The following is a 26,932-nucleotide window of genomic DNA, read 5'->3' as shown; positions in this document are numbered from 1 at the left end:
CCGAGCCGTCCCGGGCCGAGCCGTCCCGGGCTTTTCAGGCCTCCGGGCGGCCCGTCGCCACCGCGTAGAAGGCGACGGCCGCCGCCGCCCCCACGTTGAGCGAGTCCACGCCGTGGGCCATCGGGATGCGGACCCACTCGTCGGCGGCCTTCAGGGCCTTCTGCGAGAGGCCCTCGCCCTCCGCGCCCAGCATCAGCGCCACCCGGTCCAGCTTGTGCGGAGCCGCCTCGTCGATGGAGACCGCCCGCTCCGCCGGAGTGAGCGCGAGAAGCCTGAAGCCCGCCTCCCGTACCGTCCCCAGGCCGTGCGGCCAGCCCTCCAGGCGGGCGTACGGGACCGAGAAGACCGCGCCCATGGACACCTTCACCGAGCGCCGGTAGAGCGGGTCCGCGCAGTCCGGGGAGAGCAGGACGGCGTCCATGCCCAGGGCGGCGGCGCTGCGGAAGATGGCGCCGATGTTCGTGTGGTCGTTGACCGACTCCATCACCACCACCCGGCGGGCCTCCGCCAGCAGCCCGGACGCCTCCGGGAGCTCCTTGCGCCGCATGGACGCGAGGGCGCCCCGGTGCACGTGGTAGCCGGTGACCCGTTCCGCCAGGTCCGGATCGATCACGTACACCGGCGCCTCGGCCGCGTCGATGACGTCCCGCATCGTGTCGACCCACTTGGCCGAGAGCAGCATCGACCGCATCGCGTACCCGGCCTGCCCCGCCCTGCGGATGACCTTCTCGCCCTCCGCGATGAACAGGCCCTCGGCCGGCTCCCGTCTGCGGCGGAGCTCGACGTCGGTCAGGCCGGTGTAGTCGTGCAGGCGCGGGTCGTCGGGGGTGTCGATCGTGATCAGTTCGGCCACGGGGTGCTGCTGCCTCGTTCGGGGGTTGGGGGGTGGGTTGGGGAGTTGCTTTTACGCCGTCGGCTTGTTCGGGCCTTCCGTCACCACCGCGCCTATGACGATCACCGCCGGCGGGCGGACCTCCTGCGTCCTGACCGTCTCCTCGACCGTCGCGAGCGTCGCGTCCACCCGGCGCTGGGACGTCGTGGTGCCCTCCTGGATCAGGGCCAGGGGGGTTTCCGGGGCCTTGCCGTGGGTCATCAGCGCCTCCGCGATCCTGCCGATCTTGTCGACGCCCATGAGGATCACCAGGGTGCCCGTCAGCTTGGCGAGCGAGGCCCAGTCGACGAGGGAGCGCGGGTCGTCGGGGGCCACGTGGCCGCTGACCACCGTGAACTCGTGGGCCACCCCCCGGTGCGTGACCGGGATGCCGGCCGCGCCGGGCACCGAGATCGAGCTGGAGATGCCCGGGACGACCGTGCAGGCGATGCCCTCGGCCGCGAGCGCCTGCGCCTCCTCCATGCCCCGGCCGAAGACGAACGGGTCGCCGCCCTTCAGGCGGACCACCGACTTCCCCGCCTTCGCGTGCTCGATCAGCGCGTTGTTGATCGCCTCCTGGGCCATGAACCGGCCGTACGGGATCTTCGCCGCGTCGATCACCTCGACGTGCGGGGGCAGCTCGTCCAGGAGGTCGCGGGGGCCCAGGCGGTCCGCGATCACCACGTCCGCCTCCGCGAGCAGGCGGCGGCCGCGCACCGTGATCAGGTCCGGGTCGCCGGGGCCGCCGCCGACCAGGGCGACGAACGGGGTGCGGGCGCGGTGCTGGGGCGCCGCGATCGAGCCGTCCCGCAGGCCCTCCACGATCGCGTCCCGCACGGCGGCCGAGCGCCTCGGGTCGTGGCCGGTGAGCACCGCCACGGTGACGCCGTCGCCGCGGCCGGTGGCCGGGGTCCAGGCGGTGGCCGCCTCGGCGTCGTCCGAGCGCACGCACCAGGTCCGGGTCCGCTCGGCCTCGGCGGAGGCGGCGGCGTTCGTGGCCGGATCGGTGGTGGCCACCAGGACGTACCAGGCGTCGGCGAGGTCGCCCTCCTCGTACCGGCGCTTGAGCCAGGTGATCTCGCCCGTCTCCGCCATCACGTCCACGGACGGGGTCGCGGAGGGGGAGATCAGGGTGACGTCGGCGCCCGCGGCGATCAGGGCCGGGAGGCGTCGCTGGGCGACCTGGCCGCCGCCGAGGACGACCACCCGGCGGCCGGCGAGGCGGAGGCCCACCGGGTAGGCGGGGTGGGCGTCGGGGATCGCCTTCTCGGTGTTCTCGGCCATGGGTGAGCGGCTCCTCGGGGCGTGGCAGGTGCGGGCCGCTGCGGCGGTGGAGCGGCTGGTGGGACGCTGTTTCGGGTCCCACGATATCGGGGGCCCCGGGGGGTCACCCTGTGACGGATCTCCCCGCCGTGGGGCGTGACGTGGGGGCCGCTCCGGAACAGGGTTCGGGACTGCATGATTTACGGCGCCCGCCGCCCTGGAGGGTTCGGCTTCTTGTAGCGCCACAAATCACGCTTGACGTCCCGAACCCTGTTCCTGCGCGGCCCCCACTCCCGTGTGTGGGGTGGGAGCCGCGCCGTGGTGCTACTTCTCGGTGACTCCCGCCGAGTCGAACGTGGCCACCTCGTGCATCGCGCGGGCCGCGCTCTGCACCAGCGGGAGGGCGAGCAGGGCGCCCGTGCCCTCGCCGAGGCGGAGGTCCAGGTCGACCAGGGGGCGCAGGCCCAGCTTGTTCAGGGCCGCCACGTGGCCCGGCTCGGCGCTGCGGTGGCCCGCGATGCAGGCCGCGAGGGACTCCGGGGCGATCGCCCGGGCCACCAGGGCCGCCGCTCCGGTGGAGACGCCGTCCAGGATCACCGGGGTGCGCAGGGAGGCCGCGCCCAGGATCAGGCCCACGAGGGCCGCGTGCTCCAGGCCGCCGACCGCCGCGAGGGCGCCGATCGGGTCCTCCGGGTCCGGGGTGTGCAGGGCGAGGGCGCGGCGGACCACGTCCACCTTGCGGGCGTGGGTCTCGTCGTTGATGCCGGTGCCCCGGCCCGTGACCTCGGCCGGGTCCACGTCGGTGAAGACGGAGATCAGGGCGGCGGACGCCGTGGTGTTGGCGATGCCCATCTCGCCCGTGAGCAGCGCCTTGTTGCCGGCTGCCACGAGGTCGCGGGCTGTCTCGATGCCCACCTCGATCGCGGCCAGGACCTCTTCGCGGGTCATCGCGGGGCCCGTGGTGAAGTCGGCGGTGCCGGGGCGGACCTTGCGGGGCAGAAGGCCCGGGGTGGCCGGGAGCTCGGAGGCCACGCCGACGTCGACGACGCAGACCTCGGCGCCGACCTGGTTGGCGAACGCGTTGCAGACCGCTCCCCCGCCGAGGAAGTTGGCCACCATCTGGCCGGTGACCTCCTGCGGCCAGGGCGTGACGCCCTGGGCGTGGACGCCGTGGTCGCCCGCGAAGACCGCGACGGCCGCGGGCTCCGGGATCGGCGGCGGGCACATCCGGGAGAGGCCGGCGAGCTGGGCGGAGATGATCTCCAACATGCCGAGGGCCCCTGCGGGCTTGGTCATGCGCTTCTGGCGTTCCCAGGCCTCGCCGAGCGCCTTGGCGTCCAGCGGGCGGATGTTCGCGACGGTCTCCTGGAGGAGGTCGTGCGGCTCCTCGCCGGGCAGGGCGCGGCGGCCGTACGTCTCCTCGTGGACGACCCAGGCCAGCGGGCGGCGCTTGGACCAGCCCGCCTGCATCAGCTCGGGCTCCTCGGGGAACTCGTCCACGTATCCCACGCAGAGGTACGCGACCACTTCGAGGTGCTCGGGGAGGCCGAGGGCGCGGACCATCTCGCGCTCGTCGAAGAAGCTGACCCAGCCGACGCCGAGGCCCTCGGCGCGGGCCGCGAGCCAGAGGTTCTCGACCGCGAGCGCGGAGGAGTACGGGGCCATCTGCGGCTGCGTGTAGCGGCCGAGGGTGTGGCGGCCGCCCCGGGTGGGGTCGGCGGTCACCACGATGTTGACCGGGGTGTCGAGGATGGCCTCGATCTTCAGTTCCTTGAACTGCTTCGCCCGGGCCTTCGGGAGCGACCTGGCGTACGCCTCGCGCTGCCGCTGGGCCAGTTCGTGCATCGTCTGCCGGGTCTCGGCGGAGCGGATGACGACGAAGTCCCAGGGCTGGGAGTGGCCGACGCTCGGGGCCGTGTGGGCGGCCTCCAGGACGCGGAGCAGCACCTCGTGAGGGATCGGGTCGGAGCGGAAGCCGTTGCGGATGTCGCGGCGCTCACGCATGACGCGGAGGACCGCCTCGCGCTCGGCGTCGTCGTAGCCGGGGGCTGCGGGGGTGGGCACCTGCTCCTGGGCCGGGGCGGACTCTTCCGGTGTGGACTCTTCCGTGGCGGGTGCCGGTTCCGGGGTGGGGAGTACCTCGGGGGCGGGTGCCGGTTCCGGGGTGGGGAGTACCTCGGGGGTGGGTGCCGGTTCCGGGGACGGAGTCGGCTCCGGGACAGGTGCCGGTTCCGGGACGGGTGCCGGTTCCGGGGGCAGGATCGGTTCCGGGGTGGGCGCCGGCTCCGGGGTGGGTGTCGACTCCTGGGCGGGTGCCGGTTCCGGGGCCGGGGTCGACTCCTGGACGGGCGCCTGTTCCTGGACCGAGGGCAGTTCCGGGGCGAAGGCCGGTTCCGGGGCGAGCGCCTGCTCCTGTGCCTGTTCCTGGGGCTCTTCCGGGGCCTCCGGGGTCTCCTGCGGCTGCTCGGGGATCGCCTCCGCGACCGGCTCCACGGCCGGCTGCTCCGCCGGGGTCTCGGGCGCGGGAGCGGGCTCCTCGGCCACGGGCGCGACGGGCTCCGGTTCGGTGGCTTCCGGGGCCGTCGGTTCGGGCTCGCGCGGTGCGGGCACGACGATCGCCTCGGAGCCGGTCGGCTCCTCCCAGATCTCCGGGGCGGCCTCGGGCGTCGGCTCCGCCGTGGCGGCGGGCTCCTCCGGGGCGGGGGCCGGTTCGGCCGGCGGCTCGGGGGCCAGGTGCGGGGTCGTCGGGACGGTGCCGTCGACCTGGACGAACTGGCCGGAGTGGTCCGGCTGCGGGACGACCGTTTCTGCGGGGGGCTGCGCCACCGGCTCCTGCGCGGTCCACGGCTCGGCGCCCTGCGGCGCGAGCTGCTGCTCCTGCGCGATCTCGAAGTACTCGGGGCCCGTGGTCGGCGGGCCCGGGTTCCGGACCGGCATCGGGGCGGGGGCAGTGGCCACCAGGGGCTCGGGAGCGGGCTGCGGGGCCGGGGCGGGCGCGGTGGCCGGGCCCCGGTCGGCCAGCGAGCGGACGACTCCGCCGGTGGCCTCGGGCACGGGCGGGCCCATGTGCAGCGGGCGGCGGGCGGGCGGCGGGGTCTGCGCCGCGGCCGGCGGAGGCACCTGGACGCCGCCGAGGTCGACGGAGCCCGTGTCGAGGATGCCGGGCTCGTAGCCGTGGTCGGTGAGGACCGGCTCGTACGGGGCCGCGGGGACGCCGTGCGCGGGAGTGCCGGCGGCGGGGACGCCGTGTGCCGGAGTGCCGGTGTACGGGGCGTCGCCGAGGGCGGCGGGCTCGGGGAGCGGGTCCGTGAGCGGATCCGGCAGGGGGTCCGTCAGCGGGTCTCCCAGCGGGGCCTCCTGGTGCGGGAGCACGGGGGGCGGCACGGCGACCGGCGGCGCGGGCACGACGCCCGGCGGGTGCTCGCTCCAGGCGCCCTGGGCGCCCGGCATCAGAAGCAGGTCGTCGTCCTCGGGGGTGTGCTCGGAGGGGTCCAGGAAGGTGTACGCGCCCGGTGCGGGGATGCCCGGCTGCTCGACCATGCCTGCGTTCTCCGGCAGCCCCTCGCCCGGGACCTGGCCGGTGTCCGTCATGCGTACCCCTCGCCCATCGCTTGTGCTCCTTCAGACCTGCGCCCGTCGACAAGAACGAGCGTGCGCGCCGCGCGGCACGAAGGACGCGGACACCTGCACATTGTCCCGGCCCTCGGCCCCCGTGGCAGGAAGATTCGCCACGGTGCGCTGTGGACTGCGCCACGTCGCGCGGTCCCCCCTTGTCGCGTACCACACCGGTGACTCCTAGGGGCCACCATTTCCGGACATCGGTACACGAAGTGACGAACGTCAGGACGCGGTACAACAATCGGCCAGCCTACCCCGCCCGGCGGGGCGGCCGGGTCACGGGGCGCGGTCGATCCTGCGTCCGGAGAGCAGGAAGACGGCCGAACGATCGCGTTCCGACCAGGTGTCCGGGTCGAGTCCGACGGTCTGGAGGAGGAGGGCCTCGACGGCGTAGCCGCCGGCGGCGGTGAGGGCGGCGGCGATCGCCTCGGCCTCGTCGCGGGTGGAGGCGTGGGCGACGATGCGTTCCGGGCGCCGGTCGGCACAGGCGGTGACGACCTGGACGCCGCCGGTCGCGATCCGGACGACATCGGGTTCGGGGAGGCTCTCCAGGACGTGCGGGGCGCGGCCCCGGACGGTCTGGAGGGGGACGCCGTGGCGGCGGGCGGCGGCCTCGGTGCGGGCGCAGGCGGCCGGGTCGGGGTCGACGGCGATGACGGCGGCGCCGAAGCGGGCGGCCTCGACGGAGAAGGCGCCGCCCGCGCAGCCGATGTCCCAGACGAGGTCGCCGGTGCGGGGCCCGAGACGGGCGAGCTGGGCGGCGCGGAGGGCGGGGTCCTCGCCCGCCTTCGGCCGGGCCTGATCGGTTCCGGGGGCGTGCCCCTCGGAGTCGTACTCCTCGGTGGGGAGGCCCCAGCCTCGGACGGGGTGGACGGACGGGTCCTGGCCCGCCAGCCAGGGGGTGGCCGGGGTGCCGCCGCCCCCGCCGATGACGAGGACGACGTTGGGGTCGCGCCAGGTGTGGTCGGCGGCCTTGTCGGAGGTGAGGACGGAGACCCGTTCGCGGTCGGTGCCGATTTCCTCGCAGACGACGAAGGTGCGGTGGACGCCGTCGAGGAGGAGGGCGAGCTCGGCGGGGCCCGCGCCCGGCGAGGTGAGGACGGCGACCTTGGGGTGGGCGCGGCAGACGTTGACGGCGCGGCGCAGGGTGCGCTGCTGGGCGACGACGATCCGGGCGTCCTCCCAGGGCATCCCGGCGCGGGCGAAGGCGGCGGCGACGGAGGAGACGGCCGGGACGACCTCGACCTCCAGGCCGTGCTCGGGGGCGCGCAGGGTGCGGACGACGCCGAAGAAGCCGGGGTCGCCGTCGGCGAGGACGACGGCGGTGCCGCGGTGGCCGGCGATGCGGCGGGCGGCGAGGTCGACGCTGCCGAGGCGGATGCGTTCGGCGGCGGGGGGCACCTCGGGCCGGGCCAGGTGGTGGCCGGCTCCGGCCACCAGGGTGGCGGCGGAGAGCGCGGACAGGGCCGCCGGGGAAAGGGGCGAGCCGTCCCAGCCGATCACCGTGACGCGGTCGGCCATCGTCGTCTGTCTCCCTGTGGTGTTGTCGCAGGTCGGGGGCGTGCCGAGCGTACCCGGTCGTCAGCTCCAGTCGGTGTACGAGGAGTATCCGGCCTCGGCCATCTGGTCGGCGACGTCGTCGAGGTCCTCGGGGAGGAGGCCCCAGAGGATGAAGTCGGTGCGCAGCTCGGTCCAGGCGCCGTCCTCGGTGCGGGTGCGGGCTATGCAGGCGTTGCGCAGGACGCCCTCGCTGATGCAGCCGATCTTCTGGGCGACCTGCTGGGAGGCGGTGTTGTCGGCGGCGGTGCGCAGTTCCAGGCGTTCGAACTTCCGGTCGTTGAAGAGCCACCGGGCGGTGGCGAGGGCGGCTTCGGAGGCGTAGCCCTCGCCGCGGGCCCAGGGGGCGACGATGTAGGAGAGTTCGGTGGAGCGGACGCGCCAGTCGGTGTGGGCCAGTTGGACGATGCCGACGAGGCGCTGGGTGAGGAACTCGGTGACGGCGAGGTCGAGTCCGCGGCCCGCGGCGCGTTCGGCGGGGGCGTACTCGGTGATCCAGCGGTGGGCGGCGGCCTCGGTGAAGGGCTGGGGCACGGCGGTCCAGGCGCCGACGAGTTCGTCGTTCATCATCTCGGCGAGCGCGGGGGCGTCCGCCTCCTCCAGCGCGCGCAGCACCAACCGGTCCGTGTTGATGGAGATGTCCGGAAAGGTGGTAGTCATGCGCAGCTCCATGCCGTGGACCGTCCGAATCGACCGTGAACGCACAGCATGCAGCATGGCGCCGCCGGTGCGCATGGCCGGGTGGGGTACGGCGGAAGGCCCCGCGCACCGGACGGGGTGCGCGGGGCCTTCCGCTCAAGGACTGTACGGGGGAACCGGTCTGACGGCCCCTCGGACGGCGGTCACTCCTTGGGGGCGCCGAAGGCCGGGATGACCGAGCCCTTGTAGGTGTCCTCGATGTACTTCTTCACCTCGGGCGAGTTGAGGAGCTCGGCGAGCTTCTGCACGCGGGCGTCCTTCTCGTTGCCCGCCTTCACGGCGAGGAAGTTGGCGTACGGGTTGCCCTCGGCCTTCTCCAGGGCGATGGCGTCCTTCGCCGGCTCCAGCTTCGCCTCCAGGGCGTAGTTGCCGTTGATGACGGCGGCGTCGACGTCGTTCAGGGCGCGGGGCACGGTGGCGGCCTCCAGCTCCTTGAACTCCAGGCCCTTCTTGTCGGTAATGTCGGAGAGCTTGGCGTTGGTGCCGACGCCGTCCTTGAGGGTGATCAGGCCGTTCTCGGCGAGGAGCTGGAGCGAGCGGCCGCCGTTGGTGGTGTCGTTGGGGACGGCGATGGTCTGGCCGGGCTTGATGTCCTTCAGCGACTTCAGCTTCTTGGAGTAGAGGCCGAGCGGCTCCAGGTGGACGTTGACCACGGGGACGATGGTGGTCTTGTTCTTCTGGTTGAAGTCGTCGAGGTACGGCTTGTGCTGGAAGAAGTTGGCGTCGACCTGGCCGGACTGGGTGGCGGTGTTCGGCAGGACGTAGTCCGTGAACTCCTTCACCTCCAGCTTCAGGCCGGCCTTCTCGGCCAGGTTGTCCTTGACGTAGTTGAGGATGTCGGCGTGCGGCGTCGGGGACGCGGCGACGACGAGGGGCTTGTCGGCGGCGCCGGCCGAGTCCTTGGAGGAGGACGGGTCGGAGGAGGTGCCGCAGGCGCTCAGGCCGAGGGCGAGGGCTGCGGTGGCGGCGATGCCGGCGGTGAGCTTGATGTTCTTGCGCACGAAGAGTGCCTCTTTCAGGTGGAGTGGTAGTCGTCTGGACAACAAGTCCGGACTGTTCTTCGCAGGACGAAGTCGGGGGACGGGGCGGGACGGCTCAGGCCGTGCGGCCCCGGCGGGCGAGGAGTCGGACGACTCCGTCGCCGATGAGCTGGACGACGGTCACGATGACGACCAGGACGACCACCGTGACGAGCATGAAGGTGGTGTCGAAGCGCTGGTAGCCGTAGGTGACGGCCTTGGAGCCGAGGCCTTCGCCGCCGACCGCGCCGGCCATCGCGGAGTAGCCGATGAGCACGATCACGGTGGTGGTGACGCCGGAGACCAGGGAGGGCAGGGACTGCGGGAGCAGGACCTTGCGGACGATGGTGGGGATGCCGCCGCCCATGGCCTGGACGGCTTCGACGAGTCCGTGGTCGACCTCGCGGATCGCGGTCTCGACGAGGCGCGCGAAGAAGGGGATGGCGCCGATGGCGAGCGGCACGATCATCGCGGTCGGGCCGATGAAGGTGCCGACGACGAAGGTGGTGAAGGGGATCAGGGCGATCAGCAGGATGATGAAGGGCAGCGAGCGCCCGACGTTCACGATCGCGCCGACGACCTTGTTCACCGGCCGGTTCTGGAGCAGTCCGCCCTTGTCGGTGAGGACGAGGAGGATGCCGAGCGGCAGGCCGCCGAGGACGGTGACGACGGTGGCCCACAGGACCATGTAGAGGGTGTCGACGGTGCCCTGCTCCAGCAGGGGCTGCATCTCGGACCAGGTCACTTGGCACCTTCCTTCACCAGTACGGTCGCCGCGTCGGACGCCGGTTCCGGGACAACCGTTTCTTCGGCGGTCTCGGCTTCTTCCACGACCTCGACCTGGAGGCCCTGCTCGCGCAGGAAGCCGACCGGGACGACGTTCTCCTCGTACCGTCCGGGCAGTTCGATCCGCATCCGGCCGATCTGCTTGCCGCCGACGGTGTCCATCGCCGCCCCGAGGATCGAGATGTCGATGTTGTACGTGCGGGAGAGCTGGGAGATGACCGGCTGGGTCGCGGCCTCGCCGTGGAAGGTGACGTCGACGACCGTGCGGTCGGGGCCGGTGGGGGCGCCGCTGACCGGGAAGAGTTCGGCGGCGAGCTGGGAGCCGGGGGTGGCGAGCAGTCCGCCGACGGTGCCGGACTCGACGACGCGCCCGTGCTGCATGAGGGCGGCGGAGTCGCAGATGGTCTTGACGACGTCCATCTCGTGCGTGATGAGCAGGACGGTGAGGCCGAGCTGCCGGTTGAGGTCGCGCAGGAGCTGGAGGATGGAGCGGGTGGTCTCCGGGTCGAGGGCGCTGGTGGCTTCGTCGGAGAGCAGGACCTTGGGCTTGCCGGCGAGGGCGCGGGCGATGCCGACGCGCTGCTTCTGACCGCCGGAGAGCTGGGCGGGGTAGGCCTTGGCCTTGTCGGCGAGGCCGACGAGGTCGAGGAGTTCCAGGGCGCGGCGGGAGCGCTCGGCGCCGGATATGCCGAGGATCTCCAGGGGGAGCTCGATGTTGTCCTTGACCGTGCGGGAGGACAGCAGGTTGAAGTGCTGGAAGACCATGCCGATGCTGCTGCGCGCCCGGCGCAGGTCCTTGCCCGCGCGGCGGCCCTTCCCGGCGAGGGCGGTGAGGTCGACGCCGTCGACGGTCACCGTGCCGGAGGTGGGGCGCTCCAGGAGGTTGACGCAGCGGATGAGGGAGGACTTGCCGGCGCCGCTCTGGCCGATCACGCCGAACACCTCGCCCTCGCGGACGTGGAGGTCGACGCCGCCCAGAGCGGTGACCTGCCGGCCGCGCGACTCATAGACCTTGGTCAGGCCCGAAGTGGTGATCACAGGGGTTTCCGTCACTGTCGAGTGCGCGACGCGGGGTCCGTCACGCACGGGGCATTCGTCATCGGACAGTCAGGCGCACGGAGCCGGTCCGGCGGGTGGCCGGGCGTCGGCGGGTGCGCGGGGCGGGCACGGTCCGCCGCCGTGGGGCGGGGGGACCGGCGCGGCCGTCGGTCTCGCTTCGGGGCGCGAAACGCAGCGGGAGCCCTCAGATGGCGCACATTCGACACATACAACGAGCACCGGGCGTCGTGATCGCCTCGGTCGCAAGGGTGCGGCTGCTCGTCGTGGTCATGTCTGCAAGTAAAGCACGCACGGTCGGGGGCGAAAGGGGGCTGTCCGAATAGCGGACGTCGATGAGACGCCATGCGGACACTTCGGAGGCTCCTCCTCCGCTTCCCTCCGCCCGTGCGGCCCGCCCTGTGGCCTGCGGGGACGGGGCTGCGGGCCGGTGCTCGGGGGGACGGGCGCGGGGCCTGCCGGGGTGCCGGTTGTGGCCAAGGCCACGCGGGGGCGGGGGCGGTGGGGAGGGCCGAGCGCATCGGGTCATTCGCACCGTAATACCCTCGGGCCCATGCTCGACGCCCTGACGGTCGCGGTCTCCGTGGCCGCGCTCGCCCTCGCCGCCTGGTGCGGCTTCGCCGCCTTCCGCGACCTGCCGACCAAGGACTGGCACTTCATCGGCATGGCCGTGGTGACCTTCCTGGTCCTAGTGCAGCTGATCGTCGGCATCGTGCAGCTGGCGCGCGGCGAGAAGGCCGAGGAGGGCGCGACGATCTTCGTCGCCTATCTGCTCGGCGCGCTGTGCGCGGTGCCGATCGCCGGCTTCATGTCGCTCGCGGAGCGCAGCCGGTGGGGTTCGGCGACGGTGGCGGCCGGCGCGGTCGTCCTGGCCGTGCTCGAAGTGCGTCTCTACGACATCTGGACGGTGGGCTGACCATGACCGCGACCGAGGGAACGACCCGTCTGGTCAAGGGACCGGGGATGCTCCTCGTCTGGCTGTACGGCGTGATGTCGGTCGGCGCGGTCTCCCGCTCGATCTACCAGATCGCCACCGAGTTCGACCGGGCGCCGCTCGCGTACGCCCTGTCGGGGGTGGCGGCGGTCGTCTACGTCTTCATCACGTACACGCTGGTACGGGGCGGGGAGAGGGCCCGCAGGGCGGCGCTGGTGTGCTGCGCCGCCGAGCTGGCGGGCGTGCTGGTCGTGGGGACCTGGACGCTGGTCGAGCCGTCCGCCTTCCCGGACGCGACGGTCTGGTCGGACTTCGGCTACGGCTACGTCTTCATCCCGGTGCTGCTGCCGCTGACCGGGATCTGGTGGCTGCGGAGGTCCAAGGCCGCCTAGGGTCCGTCCGGCGGATCGGGATCGGCCAGGGTCAGGCGGCCTTCTCCAGGGTCACCAGGGTGAGCCTGGGGCCTACTTCCCGGGTGGCGACCTGGGCGTACCCCTTGCTGCGGTAGAGGCGCAGGTTGAGTTCGCTGCGGTGGCCGGTGAAGAGCTGGAAGCGCTTGGCGGGGGAAGCCGGTTCGGGGGCGTCGGCGAAGTGGCGCTCGATGGCGTCGAGGAGCCGGCCGCCGAGGCCGTGGCGCCGCATCCGCGGGTGGACGATGAGCTTGGCGATCCGTACGGTGCCGTCCTCGTCGGCGCGGGCCCGTACGGAGGCGACGACCTCGTCGCCGAGGCGGGCCACGAGCCCGTGCCCCTCCTCCAGTTCGGCGCGCAGGGCGTCGAGGGACTGGGTGAGCGGCTCGATGGACCAGTCTCCGTAGAGCTCCGCCTCGCTCTGGTAGCAGAGGTACTGCAGCTTCAGGATGTGCTCCGCGTCCCGCGCGTCCGCCGCCGAGATGGTCACGCTCAGGCCCATGTGTGCACGCCTCCCGCTCATCTGCCGATCATCGGTTCAACACACCCTTCCCCGTCGGCTCGGGGCGGGAACCTCCGCAGCCAGCATTCTGCGCAGGCATCCCAGGCAACGGGAACGCATCGGCCCCAGACTCCCCTGTGAGATACCCAACTCTCCTGCGATTTCGCGGTAGGTACGGTCCACGGGGTCGAGCATCGCGGTGAGGACCCCGGGGCAGCGGCCGGGGGTGCGGGTGACGGCGGCGCGCAGGGTGCGGCGGCCCTCGGCGGCGAGGAGGGAGCCCTCCGGGGAGCCGTGGGGATCGGCGCCGGCCGGTTCGTGGACGGGCTCGGTCCGGTAGGGGCGTTCCCGGTCGCCGGTCCTGCGGGCGCGGCGGGCTTCGGCCCGTACGGCCCGGCGGAGCCATTCGGCGGGCCGCTCGGGGGCGCCGGTGTCCCGGAGGCGTTCCAGGAGGCGGAGCCAGACGGCCTGTTCCAGGTCGCCGGGTTCGACGCCGGCGGCCGGTGCCTCGGCGTCCGACTCGGCGGCGAGGAGCGGAGCGAGCGCGGCGAGGAGACCGGCCGACGCTTCGGCGGTGTCGGGAGTGGGGGTGGCGGGGGCGGGTGCGGGGGTGGCTGGGGTGGTCATGCCCCGCACGATGCCGGGGTACGCGCCCGTGGTTGCGGTACGGGGCGTAAACCACCCGGGAGGGGGTCGTGCGGGCCCGGGGGTCCGGGCCCGCGGGGGCGTCAGCGGCGGGCGGTGAGGTCCGCGGCGGCGAGCAGGGCGGTGTCCGGGTTGTCGGAGAAGATGCCGTCGATGCCCGTCTCCAGGTACCTCCTCAGGGCGCCGAAGGAGTCTCCGTAGGCGTTCGGGTCGGTGCCCCGGCGGAACTCGGCGGGCAGGAAGGCGTTCTCGTTGCGGTGCGTGTACGGGTGGAGGACGAGCCCGGCCGCGTGCGCGTCGCGGACCAGGGTGGTCGGGGTACCGAGCCGGCCCTCCGCGTCCCGGGGGATCACCAGGTCGAGCGTGGGGCCGATGCCCTTCGCGTACGAGGAGATCCACCGCAGGCCCTTGGGGGTGACCAGGTCCGCGACCGTGCGTGGGTCCCCGGCCTCGGTGAAGTCCCAGGGGCGGCTGCCGGCGCCGGAGAGCAGGACCACGCCGGGGGCGTCGACCAGCTTCGCCAGGCGCCGGATGCTGCTCGGCTCGAAGGACTGGAGGATGACCGGGGAGTTCGCGCGGTGGCGTCCGTACCGGCGCAGGAGCCCGGCGAGCCGCTCCTCCAGGCCGAGGCCGAGGGAGCGGAAGTAGCTGGGGTGCTTGGTCTCGACGTACAGCCAGACCTCGCGGCCCCGGCGGCGGCCCTCCTCGTCGGCCCAGCGCAGCACCTCCTCGAAGGTGGGGACCGTCCAGCGCCCGTCGTAGAGGGTGTTCTCCTGGCGGTTGCCGGGGATGCGCTCCTTGGCGCGCAGGGTCTTGAGCTCGGCGAGCGTGAAGTCCTCGGTGAACCAGCCGGTGAGCTCGGTGCCGTCGACGGTCTTGGTGGTCCTGCGGGAGGCGAACTCGGGGTGGTCGGCGACGTCGGTGGTGCCGGTGATGTCGTTCTCGTGGCGGCAGACCAGGTGTCCGTCCCGGGTGGGGACGAGGTCCTGCTCGACGACGTGGGCGCCGAGGTCGAGGGCCAGGCGGTAGGAGCCGAGGGTGTGTTCGGGGCGGTAGCCGCTCGCGCCGCGGTGGCCGATGACCGTGGGGACGGGCAGGGAGCGGTAGCCGCGGCCGTGGCCGTGCGCACCGCTCGTCCCGACGGCGGGGGCGGCCTGCGCGGGGCCGGCGGTGAGGGCCGCGGAGGCGCCGAGGACGGTGGCGCCCGCCGCGCCGAGAACCGTCCGCCGTGCCGGGGTCCGGCGTTCGCCCTGGGTCATAAGGGATCCTCCTGAGTGGACCGGGGTGTGATGTCCCGCACCTGTCGGCGGTGACCCCGACGCTAGGCACGGAGCCCCTACGGGCGGCAGACCTGCGCCGAACATGGCGGAAACACGTGTCAACACTGCGTATCCACCCGGTGAACCCGATGTGCGCACGGTGGTGACCCGCGAGTATCGTCGCCACCTGCACCGTCGGTGCGGCCGCCTTCGCCCGACCCGCTTCCCACCGGAGGAACCGTTGTCCCGTCTCGCGATCATCAAGGCAGTGCTCGGGCCGGTCATGCGCCTGATGTTCCGCCCCCGCGTGGAGGGCGCCGAGAACATTCCGGGGACGGGTCCCGTGATCCTCGCGGGGAACCACCTGACGTTCATCGACTCGATGATCATGCCGATCTGCCTGGACCGTCCGGTCTACTTCATCGGCAAGGACGAGTACGTGACGGGCAAGGGGATCAAGGGCCGGGCGATGGCCTGGTTCTTCACCAGCGTCGGCATGATCCCGGTGGACCGGGACGGCGGCCGGGGCGGTGTGGCGGCGCTGATGACGGGCCGCCGGGTCCTGGAGGAGGGCAAGGTCTTCTCGATCTACCCGGAGGGCACCCGCTCCCCCGACGGCCGGCTGTACCGGGGCCGTACGGGCATCGCGCGGCTGACCCTGATGACGGGCGCGCCGGTGGTGCCGTTCGCGATGATCGGCACCGACAAGATCCAGCCGGGCGGGGCGGGCTTCCCGCGTCCGGGCCGGGTGACGGTCCGCTTCGGCGAGGCGATGGAGTTCTCGCGGTACGAGGGGATGGACCGCGACCGCTACGTCCTGCGGGCGGTGACGGACTCGGTGATGGCCGAGGTGATGCGGCTCTCCGGGCAGGAGTACGTGGACATGTACGCCACCAAGGCGAAGGCCGCGTAGGTCTCGTACGCGCGTGGAAGCGCCCCCGTACGGTCTGCGCCGTACGGGGGCGCTTTCGTGTGCGGACCGGCGCGTCAGTGTGCGACGCCGTCCTCCAGCTTCTGGCCCCTGAGCAGGAACCAGGCCGCGACCGCCGTCGCGAGGAGGACCGCCGCGCCGACTCCGGCCGCGATCCGCAGGCCGTCGACGAAGGCCTCCTGGGCGGCCGACACGAGGGCCGTCGCCGTGTCCGGGGCGAGGGCGCCGGAGGCTTCGACGGCGCCGCCGAGGGACTCGTGGGCGGCCGCCGTGACGTCCGCGGGGACGCCGGCCGGGGTGGGGAAGCCCCGGTAGACCCCGGTGACGATGGAGCCGAGGACGGCGATGCCGAGCGCGGCGCCCAGTTCGTACGCGGTCTCGGAGACGGCGGACGCGGAGCCGGCCTGCTCCTTGGGGACGCTGGAGAGGATCACGTCGGCGGTGACGGTGAAGGCGAAGCCGGCGCCGATGCCGACGACGAGCAGGGCGGCGCCGAGCAGCGGGTAGCCGGTGTGCTGGTCGAGGGTGGTCAGGACGGCGAGGGAGAGGCCGACCGCCGCGAGGCCCGCGGTGACCACGGACCGCACGGAGAAGCGGCGGGCAGCGACGCCCGCGATCAGACCGGCGGTGACCGCGCCGACCGCGGCGGGCAGTTCGGCGAGTCCGGCCTCCAGGGGCTGGCGGCCCTGGACCAGCTGGAAGAACTGGGACAGGAAGAACACCAGGCCGGAGAGGCCGAGGATGGTCAGCAGGTCCGCGAGGACGGCGCCGGAGAAGCCGCGGTGGCGGAAGAGGCGCATGTCGAGGAGGGGCGCGGGCAGGGTCAGCTGCCTGCGGACGAACCAGGTGAGCGCGCCGGCGCCGGCGAGGGCGGCGAGGCCCGCGTCGAGGGAGGGGCCGTGCGAGGCCAGTTCCTTGATCGCGTAGACGACGCCGATCATGCCGACGAGGGAGAGGGCGACGCTGGGCAGGTCCCAGGGGCCCGGGTCCGGGTTCTTCGACTCGGGGATCAGCTTGACGCCGACGAGGACGAGGACGGCCATGACGGGCAGGTTGATGAGGAAGACCGAGCCCCACCAGAAATGCTCCAGGAGGAAGCCGCCGACGACCGGTCCGACGGCCGCGCCGGCCGAGGCCATGGCGCCCCAGATGCCGATGGCGAGGCTGCGCTCGCGCGGGTCGTGGAAGAGGTTGCGGATGAGCGCCAGGGTGGACGGCATCAGGGTCGCGCCGGCGACGCCGAGGAGGGCGCGGGCGACGATCATCGTCTCGGGGCTGGTCGCGTAGGCGTTGAGCACGGAGACGGCGCCGAAGGCGGTGGCGCCGATCAGCAGCAGCTTCTTGCGGCCGATGCGGTCGCCGAGGCTGCCCATGGAGACCAGGAGTCCGGCGATGACGAAGGAGTAGACGTCGCCGATCCAGAGCAGCTGGGTGCCGGTGGGTTCGAGGTCCTCGGAGAGGAAGGGGGTGGCGAGGCCGAGCACCGTGGCGTCGACCGCCACGAGCAGGACGGCCAGGACGAGGACGGAGAGGGCGAGCCACCGGCCGGGGCGGCGCACGCCCTCGGTATGGCCCGTGCTCTTGAAGGTGCTGGTGGTCACTTCTCCACGCTCCTGCGCGCTCCGCCGAGCAGCAGCTCGACGATCATGTACTGGAAGTCCTTGGCGGCGACCCGGCCGTCCTGCACGGCCCAGGCGCCGGAACCGACGAGTCCGTAGAAGGCCTCGGTGAGCCAGGCGGGGGACAGGTCGATCCGGAAGACGCCGTTCTCCTGTCCGCGCCGGAAGAGCGCGGAGACCCGGGCGTCGATGCGGGCCCAGCCCTCGTTCTGCTGGTCGCCCTCGAAGAGCTGGTTCTCGGTGACGAGGAACGAGAGCAGGGGGCCGACGGGCTCGACCGCGGCGACGAGCCGGCGTACGGCCTCGTCCTCGGGTCCCTCGTCGATCCCGGCGGCGTCGAGGGCCGCCTCCAGCTCCTGGAGCCCCAGCTCCTCCAGCGCCCGCACCAGGGCGTCGCGCCCGGCGAAGTGCCGGTGCAGCGTGGCCCGGCCGATCCCGGCGGCCCGGGCGACCTCGTCCATGGTGGCGGTCGCCTTGCGGGTGAGCAGGGCGGCGGCGGCGCGGAGCACCTGGGTGCGATCGACTGACATGAGACGAGCATACACCGAATGAGACATCAGTGTCTCATTCAATAAATCGACGCCTCACCAGGGGCGGGAACGGAATGCTGTGAACATGACGAAGCCACTGCTGCTCATCGACGTGGACGGGCCGCTGAACCCGTACGCGGCGCAGCCCGAGCGGCGCCCGGAGGGGTACGAGACCCATCGGATGAGCCCCACGGGCTGGACGGGGGCGAAGCCGCTGCGGGTGTGGCTCAATCCGGACCACGGGGACGAGCTGCTGGCGCTCGCGGAGGCGTACGAGCTGGTGTGGGCGACGACCTGGAAGGGGGAGGCGAACGACTGGATAGGGCCCCGGCTCGGGCTGCCCGAGCTGCCGTTCGTCGACTGGCCGCAGATGCACGGGAAGGCCCCTCACGGGACCTTCTGGAAGACGCAGTACGTCCTGGAGTACGCGGCCGGGCGGCCGTTCGCCTGGATCGACGACGACATCACGCCGTACGACCGGGAGTACGTGGAGCGGAACCACCTCGCCGCCGCCCTGCTCCTGCGTGTCAACGAGCGGATCGGGCTGATCCGGCCGGACTTCGACGCACTCGCGGAGTGGGCGGCGGCGCTGTGATCCCCTGGCGTCCTACTGCTTCGCGGTGGCCCAGGCGTGCTGGATCACCAGGTCCGCCTTGACCTCGACGAGCTGGACGGCGACGGCGGAGGGGGCGGTGCCGCCCCGGCCGTCGCGGGAGGCGAGGGCGCCGGGGACGTCGAGGACCGTGCGGACCTCGGGGGTGAGGTGCTCGGAGATCTTGGCGAACTGCTCGTCCGTCAGCTCGTCCAGCTCCTTGTCCTCGGACTCGGCGACCTTCACGCACTCGCCGGCCACCTCGTGCGCCACCCGGAACGGCACGCCCCGCTTGACCAGCCACTCGGCGATGTCCGTGGCCAGCGAGAAGCCGGCCGGGGCGAGGGCCTCCATGCGCTCCCGGTTCACGGTGAGCGTGGCCATCATGCCGGTGAAGGCGGGCAGCAGGAGCTCCAGCTGGTCGCAGGAGTCGAAGACCGGCTCCTTGTCCTCCTGGAGGTCCCGGTTGTAGGCGAGTGGGAGCGCCTTGAGGGTGGCCATCAGGCCGGAGAGGTTGCCGATGAGGCGGCCGGACTTGCCCCGGGCGAGCTCCGCGATGTCGGGGTTCTTCTTCTGCGGCATGATCGAGGAGCCGGTGGAGAAGGCGTCGTGGAGGGTGACGAAGGAGAACTCCTTCGTGTTCCAGATGATGACCTCCTCCGCGATCCGGGAGAGGTTCACGCCGATCATCGCGGTGATGAAGGCGAACTCGGCGACGAAGTCGCGGGAGGCCGTGCCGTCGATCGAGTTGCCCGCGCTGCCCCGCTCGAAGCCGAGGTCCTTCGCGACCGCCTCCGGGTCGAGGCCGAGGGAGGAGCCGGCGAGGGCGCCGGAGCCGTACGGGGAGACCGCCGTCCGGGTGTCCCACTGCCGCAGCCGCTCGGCGTCCCGGGAGAGGGACTGGACGTGGGCCAGGACGTGGTGGGCGAAGAGCACCGGCTGGGCGTGCTGGAGGTGGGTGCGGCCGGGCATGGCGACGTCCGCGTGCGCCTCGGCGAGGCCGACGAGGGCGCTCTGGAGGTCGGCGAGGAGACCGCCGATGATCCGGGCGTGGTCGCGCAGGTACATCCGGAAGAGGGTGGCGACCTGGTCATTCCGGGACCGGCCGGCGCGCAGCTTGCCGCCGAGGTCCGGACCGAGGCGCTCCAGGAGGCCCCGCTCCAGGGCGGTGTGGACGTCCTCGTCGGCGATGGTGCCGACGAAGGAGCCGTCGGCGACGTCCGCCTCCAACTGGTCGAGCCCGGCCAGCATCCGGGTCAGCTCGTCCTGGGTGAGCAGGCCCGCCGTGTGCAGCACGCGCGCGTGGGCGCGGGAACCGGCGATGTCGTACGGGGCGAGGCGCCAGTCGAAGTGGACCGACGCGGACAGCTTCGCCAGGGCCTCGGCCGGACCGTCGGCGAACCGTCCGCCCCAGAGCCGTACGTCACCGTTGTTGCTGCTCACAGCTGCTGCTCCTCGGGAGGGTGGGGGTACCGCCGCCTTCCCGGCCCGGGGCCTCGCGGCGCGGGGACGGAGAAGACGATGGCATAACTATGCAATCCTCCGTATGTTTTGTCAACGCGGGCCGGTCACCCTCCCGGGGGTCACATCGGGGGTGACATCGGGGGTGGCCCCCGGGGTGACATCGGGGATGGCGGCGGGGGCGATATCCGGCGGCTTTCCCGGCCGCGCGGGCCTAGGCTCCGCCCATGCCGACCAGCGCTTTCGACGACCTCGCCGACCAGCTCGCCCGCGCCCTGACAGGGACCCACGCGCACGCGTGGACCGACTTCGACGAGGCCGTCCGGGCCGAGCTGCGATGGGGCCGCTCCGTCCCGCCCGTCCCCACCCGGTTCCCCGGCGACCCGGACCGGCGGCCCACCGCCGTCGAGACGGCCGTCGCCCTGTGCGGTCCGGACGGACGGGCGCGGGAGGCCGCCCTCTCCTTCGCGCACGGTCTCCCCGAACTCCTCCCCCTGGTCGTCGTCCGGTGCGCCGACTGGGCCGGACCCGTACGGGAACGGGCGCGGTCCGTGCTGCGCGCGGAGCTGCCGGGACTGCCGCCCGAGGCGTTCGGCGACCTCCTGGCGGTCGCCCTGCTGATCGCGGGGCGGCTGCGCGGGGACGCCGCGCGGGAGCTGCTGGCCGGGTCCCTGCGGGAAGGGCGCGCGAGCCGGGTGACCGCGCTGCTCGGGCACGGCGACCGGAGGGTCCGGCGGCTCGCCCACCGGATCGGCGTCGAGCGCGGGCTCCTCTCCCCCTCGTGGCTCGCGGAGACCGCCGCCACCGACCCCGACGTGGTCGTGCAGGACCTCTGCGCGAACGCCGTGCTCGCGGCGGTCCGGGACGCGGCCGACGGGGCCGTCCTCGGTCCGCTCCTGCGCTCCCGGAAGGGGCGGGTGCGGGCCGCCGGGGTCACGGGGCTGCGCCGGGCGGGACGGGCGGCCGAGGCCGAGCCGTTCCTGTACGACCGCTCCGCGATGGTGCGCGCCTGCGCCCGCTGGGTGCTGCGGCAGGCGGGCACGGACCCGTTGCCGCTCTATCGGGCGGCCTGCGCCGCCGGGACCGGGGTGCCCGACGACGCGCCGTACGGTCTCGCCGAGTGCGGCGAGCGGGCCGTGGACGTCCCGGTCCTGTGGGTGCTCACGGACCACGAGCGGGCCCGCGTGCGGGCGGGCGCCGTGGCGGGACTGCGCCGGTTCGACGCCGCCCGGGTCGAGCCCCTCGTCCCCCTACTCGAAGACGGTTCGGCGCGGGTCGTACGGGAGGTGGTGACGGCGCTGCTGCCGTGGGCCGGCCGGCTTCCGGCCGACGGGCTCCTCCGGCGCGCGACCACCGCCCCGGCCCCGCACGTCCGCGGGGGCGCGCTGCGCCTGCTCGCCGAGGCCGGGGGCGTCCCGGCGCGGGAGGCGGTCCGGGCGCTCCTCGACGACCCGGATCCCGGGCTGCGCGCCCGGGCACGCCGGGCATGGGGAGAAGCGCCTTCTTCCGCAAGGGACGTGCCAAAGGTGCGCTCCGGGTGGGGGCGGTGAGCAGAATGTGGGCCATGGGAAAGACATACGAACGTATTGACGGACGGCTGCGCGCCTTCATCGAGGAGCAGCCGGTGTTCTTCACGGCGACCGCTCCCCTGACCGGCGACGGCCACGTCAACCTCTCCCCCAAGGGGCGGCGCGGCACCCTCGTGGTGTTGGACGAACTGACGCTCGCCTATGTGGACTTCGGCGGCAGCGGGGCCGAGACGATCGCGCACCTGCGGGAGCCGGGCAACGGGCGGATCACCCTGATGTGGACCGCGTTCTCGGGGCCGCCGACCGTGGTGCGGGTGCACGGGACCGGGGAGGCGGTGTTCCGGGACGACCCGCGCTGGGGCGAGCTGTTCGCCCGGTTCCCGGCCGAAGCCGTGGAGGGGCAGGGCAGCGCCCGGGCGATCGTGGTGGTGCGGGCGCGGCTGATCAGGGACGCCTGCGGGTTCGCCGTACCGCTGATGGAGTACCGGGAGGAACGGACGCTGCACGCCGAGTACTTCAACCGGAAGACGGACGAGGAGTTCAACGCGTACTGCGAGGGCAAGGAGCACATCGCGAACAGCCTGGACGGGCTGCCCGCGCTTCCGCTGCCGCTGCCGCCGCTGCCCAGCCCGGCCGGGTGACCCGTACGGGACTGATGCCCCGTACGGGTCCGCACCGCGGGCGGGGGCCTACTTCTGGGCCAGTTTCAGGAGGTGGTCCGCCAGGGCCTGGCCGCCCACCGGGTCGCGGCTGATCAGCAGGAGGGTGTCGTCGCCCGCGATCGTGCCGAGGATGGCGTGCAGTTCGGCCTGGTCGATGGCCGACGCGAGGAACTGGGCGGCGCCCGGCGGGGTCCGCAGGACCACCAGGTTCGCGGAGGCCTCGGCGGAGATCAGCAGTTCGCCGGAGAGGCGCCTCATGCGCTCCTCCTTGGCGGACTCGCCCAGCGGCGCCTGCGGGGTGCGGAAGCCGCCCTCGCTGGGCACCGCGTAGATCAGCTCCCCGCCGGTGTTGCGGATCTTCACCGCGCCCAGCTCGTCGAGGTCGCGGGAGAGCGTCGCCTGCGTGACGCTCAGGCCGTCGTCCGCGAGGAGCTTGGCCAGCTGGCTCTGCGAGCGCACCGGCTGCCGGTTGAGGATGTCGACGATCCTGCGGTGGCGTGCGGTGCGGGTCTGCGGAACGGACGGCCCTCCGTGCTCGTTCTCCTGCGCGTCGGTCATCGTCGTCTCATTCTCCGCTTCGTCCTTGCCCGTTCACCACGTCGAGGACCCCGGGCAGCGCCCGGACGAAGGCGTCCGCCTCGGCGTCGGTGAGGAGCAGCGAAGGCATGATCCGTACGACATCGGGGGCGGGCGCGTTCACCAGGAGGCCGGCGTCCTGAGCCGCCTGCTGCACCTGGGGCGCGAGGGACTCCGTGAGCACGATACCCAGCAGGAGGCCCGCGCCACGGACGTGGGAGACCAGCGGGTGGCCCAGACCCTCGATTCCCTGCCGCAGCCGCTCCCCCACCGCCTTCACGTGGTCGAGGGCCGCGTCGGCGGCGAGGGTGTCCAGGACGGCGAGTCCGGCGGCGCAGGCGACCGGGTTGCCGCCGAAGGTGGTGCCGTGGTGGCCGGGACCGAAGAGGTCGGCGGCCGGGCCGAAGGCGACGGTCGCGCCGATCGGGAGGCCGCCGCCGAGGCCCTTGGCGAGGGTCACGACGTCCGCCTCGACGCCTTCGGCCTGGGCCGCGAACCAGTGGCCGCAGCGGCCGATGCCGGTCTGGACCTCGTCGAGGACGAGCAGGGTGCCGGTGGCGCGGGTGATCTCCCGGGCCGCCTTGAGGTAGCCGGCGGGCGGGACGACGACGCCGTTCTCGCCCTGGATCGGCTCGATGATCACCAGCGCGGTGTCCTCGGTGACCGCGGCCCGCAGCGCCTCGGCGTCGCCGTACGGCACGTGGGTGACGTCGCCGGGCAGCGGCAGGAAGGGGGTCTGCTTGGCGGGCTGGCCGGTGAGGGCCAGGGAGCCCATGGTCCGGCCGTGGAAGCCGCCGTGGGTGGCGACCATGTGGGGGCGGCCGGTGAGCCGGCCGAGCTTGAAGGCGCCCTCGACGGCCTCGGCGCCCGAGTTGCAGAAGAAGACCCTGCCGGGCCGGCCGAAGAGGCCGAGGAGCCGCTCGGCGAGGGCGACGGGGGGCTCGGCCACGAAGAGGTTGGAGACGTGGCCGAGGGTCCCGACCTGCCGGGAGACGGCCTCGACGACCGCCGGGTGGGCGTGGCCGAGGGCGTTGACGGCGATGCCGCCGACGAAGTCCAGGTACTCCTTGCCGTCGGCGTCCCAGACCCGGGCGCCCTCGCCGCGGACGAGGGGGAGCCGAGGCGTGCCGTAGTTGTTCATGAGCGAGCCCTGCCAGCGCCGGGTCAGCTCCGCGTTGCCGGTGCCGGTGCTGTTGCCGGTGCTGTGGTTGGTGCCGGTACCGGTGTTGGTGCCGTTGCCGCTCATCAGTCCCCCTGTCCGTCGTGGCCGTCCGGTACGACCATCGTGCCGATGCCCTCGTCGGTGAAGATCTCCAGCAGGATCGAGTGCTGGACGCGGCCGTCGATCACGCGGGCCGTGGTGACCCCGTTCCGTACGGCGTGCAGGCAGCCCTCCATCTTGGGGACCATGCCGCTGGAGAGCTCGGGCAGCAGCTTCTCCAGCTGGCTCGCGGTGAGCCGGCTGATGACCTCGTCGCTGTTCGGCCAGTCCTCGTAGAGGCCCTCGACGTCGGTCAGGACCATCAGGGTCTCGGCACCCAGCGCCGCAGCGAGTGCCGCAGCCGCCGTATCAGCATTGACGTTGTAGACATGTGCGTCGTCCCGGGAGCGTGCGATGGAGGAGATGACCGGGATCCGGCCGTCCTCCAGGAGTGCTTCGATGGCGCCGGTCTCGATGGCGGTGATCTCGCCGACCCGGCCGATGTCGACCTGCTCGCCCTCGATGACCGGCCGGTGCTGGACGGCGGTGATGGTGCGGGCGTCCTCGCCGGTCATGCCGACGGCGAACGGGCCGTGCTGGTTGAGCAGTCCGACCAGCTCGCGCTGGACCTGCCCGGCGAGCACCATCCGTACGACGTCCATGGCCTCGGGGGTGGTGACCCGCAGGCCAGCCTTGAACTCGCTGACCAGGCCGTGCCGGTCGAGGGCGGCGTTGATCTGGGGGCCGCCGCCGTGCACCACGACCGGCCTGAGGCCGGCGTGGCGCAGGAAGACGACGTCCTGGGCGAAGGCGGCCTTGAGGTCCTCGTCGATCATGGCGTTGCCGCCGAACTTGATGACGACGGTCTTGCCGTGGTGGCGGGTGAGCCAGGGCAGGGCCTCGATGAGGATCTGGGCCTTGGGGAGCGCGGTGTGCTTCCGCGTGGCGCCGGTCACGACGAGTACGCGCTGTTCTCGTGGACGTAGTCCGCGGTGAGGTCGTTGGCCCAGATGACGGCGGACTCGGTGCCGGCGGCGAGGTCGGCGGTGATGGTGACCTCCCGGTAGCGCATGTCCACGAGGTCGCGGTCCTCGCCGACCGAGCCGTTCCGGCAGACCCAGACGCCGTTGATGGCGACGTTGAGCTCGTCGGGCTCGAAGGCGGCCGAGGTGGTGCCGATGGCGGAGAGCACCCGGCCCCAGTTGGGGTCCTCGCCGTGGATGGCGCACTTGAGGAGGTTGTTGCGGGCGATGGACCGGCCGACCTCGACGGCGTCGTCCTCGGTCGCGGCGTTGACCACCTCGATGCGGATGTCCTTGCTGGCGCCCTCGGCGTCGCCGATGAGCTGGCGGGCGAGGTCGTCGCAGACGGCCCGTACGGCCCCGGTGAACTCGTCCTGGGCGGGGGTGAGGCCGGAGGCGCCGGAGGCGAGGAGCAGCACGGTGTCGTTGGTGGACATGCAGCCGTCGGAGTCGACCCGGTCGAAGGTGACGCGGGTGGCGGCCCGGAGGGCGTCGTCGAGGCGCTTGGCGTCCACGTCGGCGTCGGTGGTGAGGACGACGAGCATGGTGGCGAGGCCGGGGGCGAGCATTCCCGCGCCCTTGGCCATGCCGCCGACCGTCCAGCCGTCCTGGGTCACCACGGCGGTCTTGTGGACGGTGTCGGTGGTCTTGATGGCGATGGCGGCCTTCTCGCCGCCGTGCTCGGAGAGTTCGGCCGCGGCCTTCTCGACGCCGGGGAGGAGCTTGTCCATGGGGAGCGGGATGCCGATGAGGCCGGTGGAGGCGACGGCGACCTCGCCGGCGCCGACCTCCTCGCCCTTCGCGGAGAGGACCTCGGCGACCTTCTCGGCGGTGGCGTGGGTGTCCTGGAAGCCCTGGGGGCCGGTGCAGGCGTTGGCGCCGCCGGAGTTGAGGACGACGGCGGTCAGCTCGCCGTCGGCGAGGACCTGCCGGGACCAGACGACGGGGGCGGCCTTGACGCGGTTGGAGGTGAAGACTCCCGCGGCGGCGCGGCGGGGCCCGGTGTTGACCACGAGGGCCAGGTCCGGGTTGCCGTTCTGCTTGATCCCGGCGGCGATGCCCGCCGCCGTGAATCCCTTCGCTGCGGTGACGCTCACGGAGCGACTCCAATCGTGGAAAGTCCGGTCGCCTCGGGGAGCCCGAGGGCGATGTTCATGCTCTGCACCGCGCCGCCGGCGGTGCCCTTGGTGAGGTTGTCGATGGCGCTGATCGCGATGATCCGGCGCGCGCCGGGGTCGTACGCGACCTGGACCTGGACGGCGTTGGAGCCGTAGACGGAGGCGGTCGCCGGCCACTGCCCCTCGGGGAGCAGATGGACGAACGGCTCGTCCGCGAAGGCCTTCTCGTATGCGGTCCGCACGGCCTCGGCGGTGGTGCCCGGCTTCGCGGCGGCCGTGCAGGTGGCGAGGATGCCGCGGGGCATCGGGGCCAGGGTGGGCGTGAAGGAGACGGTGACCCGCTCCCCCGCCGGTCCGCTGAGGTTCTGGATCATCTCGGGGGTGTGGCGGTGGCCGCCGCCGACCCCGTACGGGGACATGCTGCCCATGACCTCGCTGCCGAGCAGGTGCGGCTTGGCCGCCTTGCCGGCGCCGGAGGTGCCGGAGGCGGCGACGATCACGGCCTCGGGCTCGGCCAGGCCGTCCGCGTACGCCGGGAAGAGCGCGAGCGAGACGGCGGTGGGGTAGCAGCCGGGCACCGCGACGCGCTTGGACCCCTCCAGTGCGGCGCGGGCGCCCGGCAGTTCGGGGAGGCCGTAGGGCCAGGTCCCGGCGTGCGGAGAGCCGTAGTACGCCTCCCAGTCGGCGGGGTCCTCGAGGCGGAAGTCGGCGCCCATGTCGACGACGAGGACGTCCGGGCCGAGCTGCTCGGCGACGGCGGCGGACTGGCCGTGCGGCAGCGCGAGGAAGACCACGTCGTGCCCGGCGAGCTCCTCGGCGGCGGTGGGCACGAGGACGCGGTCGGCGAGCGGCAGCAGATGGGGCTGGAGGGCCCCGAGGCGCTGGCCGGCGTTGGAGTGGCCGGTCAGTGCCCCGATCTCGACGTGGGGGTGTGCCAGGAGCAGACGCAGGAGCTCTCCGCCCGCGTATCCGCTCGCACCCGCCACCGCTACTCGTACCGTCATCGAAACCCTCCTCATGGATGGCATGACTATACGTGGAGCCGCAGTTTTATGCAACGAACCGCGGGGAA

25 protein-coding genes are annotated in these 26,932 nt (G+C 73.0%); 6 read left to right on the top strand and 19 right to left on the bottom strand.

The window, feature by feature from the left end:
• Positions 1 to 34: 34 nt before the first annotated feature.
• The 8 genes from ACIQD7_RS24105 to ACIQD7_RS24070 all read right to left on the bottom strand — a co-directional run bounded on the left by ACIQD7_RS24105 (position 35) and on the right by ACIQD7_RS24070 (position 10,851).
• Positions 35 to 853 (bottom strand): TrmH family RNA methyltransferase, encoded by an 819-nt coding sequence (locus ACIQD7_RS24105; protein WP_402444121.1) that lies wholly within the window; start codon positions 851 to 853, stop codon positions 35 to 37.
• A gap of 51 nt (positions 854 to 904) precedes the next feature.
• A complete protein-coding gene (cobA, locus tag ACIQD7_RS24100; protein ID WP_402444119.1) occupies positions 905 to 2,155 on the bottom strand; it encodes a uroporphyrinogen-III C-methyltransferase in 1,251 nt (416 codons plus the stop codon).
• A gap of 303 nt (positions 2,156 to 2,458) precedes the next feature.
• Positions 2,459 to 5,725, bottom strand: a complete 3,267-nt coding sequence (gene cobT, locus ACIQD7_RS24095; protein WP_402444117.1) for a nicotinate-nucleotide--dimethylbenzimidazole phosphoribosyltransferase — start codon at positions 5,723 to 5,725, stop codon at positions 2,459 to 2,461.
• Between the two features lie 303 nt (positions 5,726 to 6,028).
• Complete coding sequence (cbiE, locus tag ACIQD7_RS24090; RefSeq protein ID WP_402444115.1) at positions 6,029 to 7,273, bottom strand: precorrin-6y C5,15-methyltransferase (decarboxylating) subunit CbiE; 1,245 nt, start codon at positions 7,271 to 7,273, stop codon at positions 6,029 to 6,031.
• Positions 7,274 to 7,333: 60 nt separating this feature from the next.
• Positions 7,334 to 7,969 carry a GNAT family N-acetyltransferase gene (locus ACIQD7_RS24085; protein ID WP_402444113.1) on the bottom strand — a complete coding sequence of 212 codons (636 nt, stop codon included), beginning with the start codon at positions 7,967 to 7,969 and terminating at the stop codon, positions 7,334 to 7,336.
• A 182-nt stretch (positions 7,970 to 8,151) separates the two neighbouring features.
• Positions 8,152 to 9,009: a MetQ/NlpA family ABC transporter substrate-binding protein gene (locus ACIQD7_RS24080; protein ID WP_402444112.1), complete on the bottom strand. Its 858-nt coding sequence runs from the start codon at positions 9,007 to 9,009 to the stop codon at positions 8,152 to 8,154.
• A gap of 94 nt (positions 9,010 to 9,103) precedes the next feature.
• Positions 9,104 to 9,772 (bottom strand): methionine ABC transporter permease, encoded by a 669-nt coding sequence (locus tag ACIQD7_RS24075; RefSeq protein WP_121829005.1) that lies wholly within the window; start codon positions 9,770 to 9,772, stop codon positions 9,104 to 9,106.
• Positions 9,769 to 10,851, bottom strand: a complete 1,083-nt coding sequence (locus tag ACIQD7_RS24070) for a methionine ABC transporter ATP-binding protein (protein ID WP_402444109.1) — start codon at positions 10,849 to 10,851, stop codon at positions 9,769 to 9,771. Before ACIQD7_RS24070 ends, ACIQD7_RS24075 begins: the two co-directional genes overlap by 4 nt.
• A 571-nt stretch (positions 10,852 to 11,422) precedes the next feature.
• Here ACIQD7_RS24070 and ACIQD7_RS24065 point away from each other — a divergent pair.
• Both ACIQD7_RS24065 and ACIQD7_RS24060 read left to right on the top strand, forming a co-directional pair.
• Positions 11,423 to 11,785, top strand: a complete 363-nt coding sequence (locus ACIQD7_RS24065) for a hypothetical protein (protein WP_121829007.1) — start codon at positions 11,423 to 11,425, stop codon at positions 11,783 to 11,785.
• 2 nt (positions 11,786 to 11,787) lie between these two features.
• On the top strand, positions 11,788 to 12,195 hold the full coding sequence (locus ACIQD7_RS24060; RefSeq protein ID WP_121829008.1) for a hypothetical protein: 408 nt from the start codon (positions 11,788 to 11,790) through the stop codon (positions 12,193 to 12,195).
• Between the two features lie 31 nt (positions 12,196 to 12,226).
• On the opposite strand, the gene ACIQD7_RS24055 is transcribed toward ACIQD7_RS24060, so the two are convergent.
• The 3 genes from ACIQD7_RS24055 to ACIQD7_RS24045 all read right to left on the bottom strand — a co-directional run bounded on the left by ACIQD7_RS24055 (position 12,227) and on the right by ACIQD7_RS24045 (position 14,619).
• Positions 12,227 to 12,715, bottom strand: coding sequence for a GNAT family N-acetyltransferase (locus ACIQD7_RS24055; RefSeq protein WP_121829009.1), 489 nt, complete (start codon positions 12,713 to 12,715; stop codon positions 12,227 to 12,229).
• A gap of 36 nt (positions 12,716 to 12,751) precedes the next feature.
• Positions 12,752 to 13,342, bottom strand: a complete 591-nt coding sequence (locus ACIQD7_RS24050; RefSeq protein ID WP_402444106.1) for a sigma-70 family RNA polymerase sigma factor — start codon at positions 13,340 to 13,342, stop codon at positions 12,752 to 12,754.
• A gap of 101 nt (positions 13,343 to 13,443) precedes the next feature.
• Positions 13,444 to 14,619, bottom strand: a complete 1,176-nt coding sequence (locus ACIQD7_RS24045; RefSeq protein ID WP_402444105.1) for a glycerophosphodiester phosphodiesterase — start codon at positions 14,617 to 14,619, stop codon at positions 13,444 to 13,446.
• A 241-nt stretch (positions 14,620 to 14,860) separates the two neighbouring features.
• Between ACIQD7_RS24045 and ACIQD7_RS24040 the strand changes: the two genes are divergently transcribed.
• On the top strand, positions 14,861 to 15,532 hold the full coding sequence (locus ACIQD7_RS24040; RefSeq protein WP_121829011.1) for a 1-acyl-sn-glycerol-3-phosphate acyltransferase: 672 nt from the start codon (positions 14,861 to 14,863) through the stop codon (positions 15,530 to 15,532).
• Positions 15,533 to 15,606: 74 nt separating this feature from the next.
• Here the strand turns inward: ACIQD7_RS24040 and ACIQD7_RS24035 are convergent, their stop codons facing one another.
• Positions 15,607 to 17,151, bottom strand: a complete 1,545-nt coding sequence (locus ACIQD7_RS24035) for an MFS transporter (protein WP_402444103.1) — start codon at positions 17,149 to 17,151, stop codon at positions 15,607 to 15,609.
• Positions 17,148 to 17,699 carry a TetR/AcrR family transcriptional regulator gene (locus ACIQD7_RS24030; protein WP_389666889.1) on the bottom strand — a complete coding sequence of 184 codons (552 nt, stop codon included), beginning with the start codon at positions 17,697 to 17,699 and terminating at the stop codon, positions 17,148 to 17,150. Before ACIQD7_RS24030 ends, ACIQD7_RS24035 begins: the two co-directional genes overlap by 4 nt.
• 85 nt (positions 17,700 to 17,784) lie before the next feature.
• On the opposite strand from ACIQD7_RS24030, the gene ACIQD7_RS24025 reads away from it, so the two are divergent.
• The gene (locus tag ACIQD7_RS24025; protein WP_402444100.1) at positions 17,785 to 18,294 is read left to right on the top strand and encodes an HAD domain-containing protein; all 510 of its coding nucleotides are present in this window, start codon (positions 17,785 to 17,787) and stop codon (positions 18,292 to 18,294) included.
• A gap of 12 nt (positions 18,295 to 18,306) precedes the next feature.
• On the opposite strand, the gene argH is transcribed toward ACIQD7_RS24025, so the two are convergent.
• Positions 18,307 to 19,734 carry an argininosuccinate lyase gene (gene argH, locus ACIQD7_RS24020; RefSeq protein ID WP_402444098.1) on the bottom strand — a complete coding sequence of 476 codons (1,428 nt, stop codon included), beginning with the start codon at positions 19,732 to 19,734 and terminating at the stop codon, positions 18,307 to 18,309.
• Between the two features lie 245 nt (positions 19,735 to 19,979).
• On the opposite strand from argH, the gene ACIQD7_RS24015 reads away from it, so the two are divergent.
• Together ACIQD7_RS24015 and ACIQD7_RS24010 are read left to right on the top strand one after the other, a co-directional pair.
• Positions 19,980 to 21,302 (top strand): hypothetical protein, encoded by a 1,323-nt coding sequence (locus ACIQD7_RS24015; protein WP_402444097.1) that lies wholly within the window; start codon positions 19,980 to 19,982, stop codon positions 21,300 to 21,302.
• A 14-nt stretch (positions 21,303 to 21,316) separates the two neighbouring features.
• Positions 21,317 to 21,922 (top strand): pyridoxamine 5'-phosphate oxidase family protein, encoded by a 606-nt coding sequence (locus ACIQD7_RS24010; RefSeq protein WP_121829016.1) that lies wholly within the window; start codon positions 21,317 to 21,319, stop codon positions 21,920 to 21,922.
• Between the two features lie 48 nt (positions 21,923 to 21,970).
• On the opposite strand, the gene ACIQD7_RS24005 is transcribed toward ACIQD7_RS24010, so the two are convergent.
• Genes ACIQD7_RS24005 through argC form a run of 5 tightly spaced genes read right to left on the bottom strand, consistent with a single transcriptional unit; the run spans position 21,971 to position 26,864 of the window.
• Entirely contained in the window at positions 21,971 to 22,501 is a 531-nt protein-coding gene (locus ACIQD7_RS24005; RefSeq protein WP_030214728.1) for an arginine repressor, read from the bottom strand.
• Between the two features lie 7 nt (positions 22,502 to 22,508).
• A complete protein-coding gene (locus ACIQD7_RS24000; protein WP_402444095.1) occupies positions 22,509 to 23,765 on the bottom strand; it encodes an acetylornithine transaminase in 1,257 nt (418 codons plus the stop codon).
• A complete protein-coding gene (gene argB, locus ACIQD7_RS23995) occupies positions 23,765 to 24,676 on the bottom strand; it encodes an acetylglutamate kinase (protein WP_161374839.1) in 912 nt (303 codons plus the stop codon). The genes ACIQD7_RS24000 and argB overlap by 1 nt, the downstream gene beginning before the upstream one ends.
• The gene (gene argJ, locus ACIQD7_RS23990; RefSeq protein ID WP_402444093.1) at positions 24,673 to 25,839 is read right to left on the bottom strand and encodes a bifunctional glutamate N-acetyltransferase/amino-acid acetyltransferase ArgJ; all 1,167 of its coding nucleotides are present in this window, start codon (positions 25,837 to 25,839) and stop codon (positions 24,673 to 24,675) included. Before argJ ends, argB begins: the two co-directional genes overlap by 4 nt.
• Positions 25,836 to 26,864 carry an N-acetyl-gamma-glutamyl-phosphate reductase gene (gene argC, locus ACIQD7_RS23985; protein ID WP_121829020.1) on the bottom strand — a complete coding sequence of 343 codons (1,029 nt, stop codon included), beginning with the start codon at positions 26,862 to 26,864 and terminating at the stop codon, positions 25,836 to 25,838. Before argC ends, argJ begins: the two co-directional genes overlap by 4 nt.
• Between the last annotated feature and the right edge of the window lie 68 nt (positions 26,865 to 26,932).

This window comes from Streptomyces sp. NPDC093071 (assembly GCF_044754545.1).
In the GTDB taxonomy this organism is placed as follows: Bacteria; Actinomycetota; Actinomycetes; order Streptomycetales; family Streptomycetaceae; genus Streptomyces.
This window is presented reverse-complemented; position numbering and strand designations above follow the sequence as displayed.

Bases quoted from the DNA above. Each gene is read 5' to 3' on its own strand.
- cobA (WP_402444119.1), bottom strand. From the start codon at position 2,155: ATGGCCGAGAACACCGAGAAGGCGATCCCCGACGCCCACCCCGCCTAC.
- cobT (WP_402444117.1), bottom strand. From the start codon at position 5,725: ATGACGGACACCGGCCAGGTCCCGGGCGAGGGGCTGCCGGAGAACGCA.
- cbiE (WP_402444115.1), bottom strand. From the start codon at position 7,273: ATGGCCGACCGCGTCACGGTGATCGGCTGGGACGGCTCGCCCCTTTCC.
- ACIQD7_RS24085 (WP_402444113.1), bottom strand. From the start codon at position 7,969: ATGACTACCACCTTTCCGGACATCTCCATCAACACGGACCGGTTGGTG.
- ACIQD7_RS24065 (WP_121829007.1), top strand. From the start codon at position 11,423: ATGCTCGACGCCCTGACGGTCGCGGTCTCCGTGGCCGCGCTCGCCCTC.
- ACIQD7_RS24060 (WP_121829008.1), top strand. From the start codon at position 11,788: ATGACCGCGACCGAGGGAACGACCCGTCTGGTCAAGGGACCGGGGATG.
- ACIQD7_RS24055 (WP_121829009.1), bottom strand. From the start codon at position 12,715: ATGGGCCTGAGCGTGACCATCTCGGCGGCGGACGCGCGGGACGCGGAG.
- ACIQD7_RS24050 (WP_402444106.1), bottom strand. From the start codon at position 13,342: ATGACCACCCCAGCCACCCCCGCACCCGCCCCCGCCACCCCCACTCCC.
- ACIQD7_RS24045 (WP_402444105.1), bottom strand. From the start codon at position 14,619: ATGACCCAGGGCGAACGCCGGACCCCGGCACGGCGGACGGTTCTCGGC.
- ACIQD7_RS24030 (WP_389666889.1), bottom strand. From the start codon at position 17,699: ATGTCAGTCGATCGCACCCAGGTGCTCCGCGCCGCCGCCGCCCTGCTC.
- ACIQD7_RS24025 (WP_402444100.1), top strand. From the start codon at position 17,785: ATGACGAAGCCACTGCTGCTCATCGACGTGGACGGGCCGCTGAACCCG.
- ACIQD7_RS24015 (WP_402444097.1), top strand. From the start codon at position 19,980: ATGCCGACCAGCGCTTTCGACGACCTCGCCGACCAGCTCGCCCGCGCC.
- ACIQD7_RS24010 (WP_121829016.1), top strand. From the start codon at position 21,317: ATGGGAAAGACATACGAACGTATTGACGGACGGCTGCGCGCCTTCATC.
- ACIQD7_RS24005 (WP_030214728.1), bottom strand. From the start codon at position 22,501: ATGACCGACGCGCAGGAGAACGAGCACGGAGGGCCGTCCGTTCCGCAG.
- ACIQD7_RS24000 (WP_402444095.1), bottom strand. From the start codon at position 23,765: ATGAGCGGCAACGGCACCAACACCGGTACCGGCACCAACCACAGCACC.
- argC (WP_121829020.1), bottom strand. From the start codon at position 26,864: ATGACGGTACGAGTAGCGGTGGCGGGTGCGAGCGGATACGCGGGCGGA.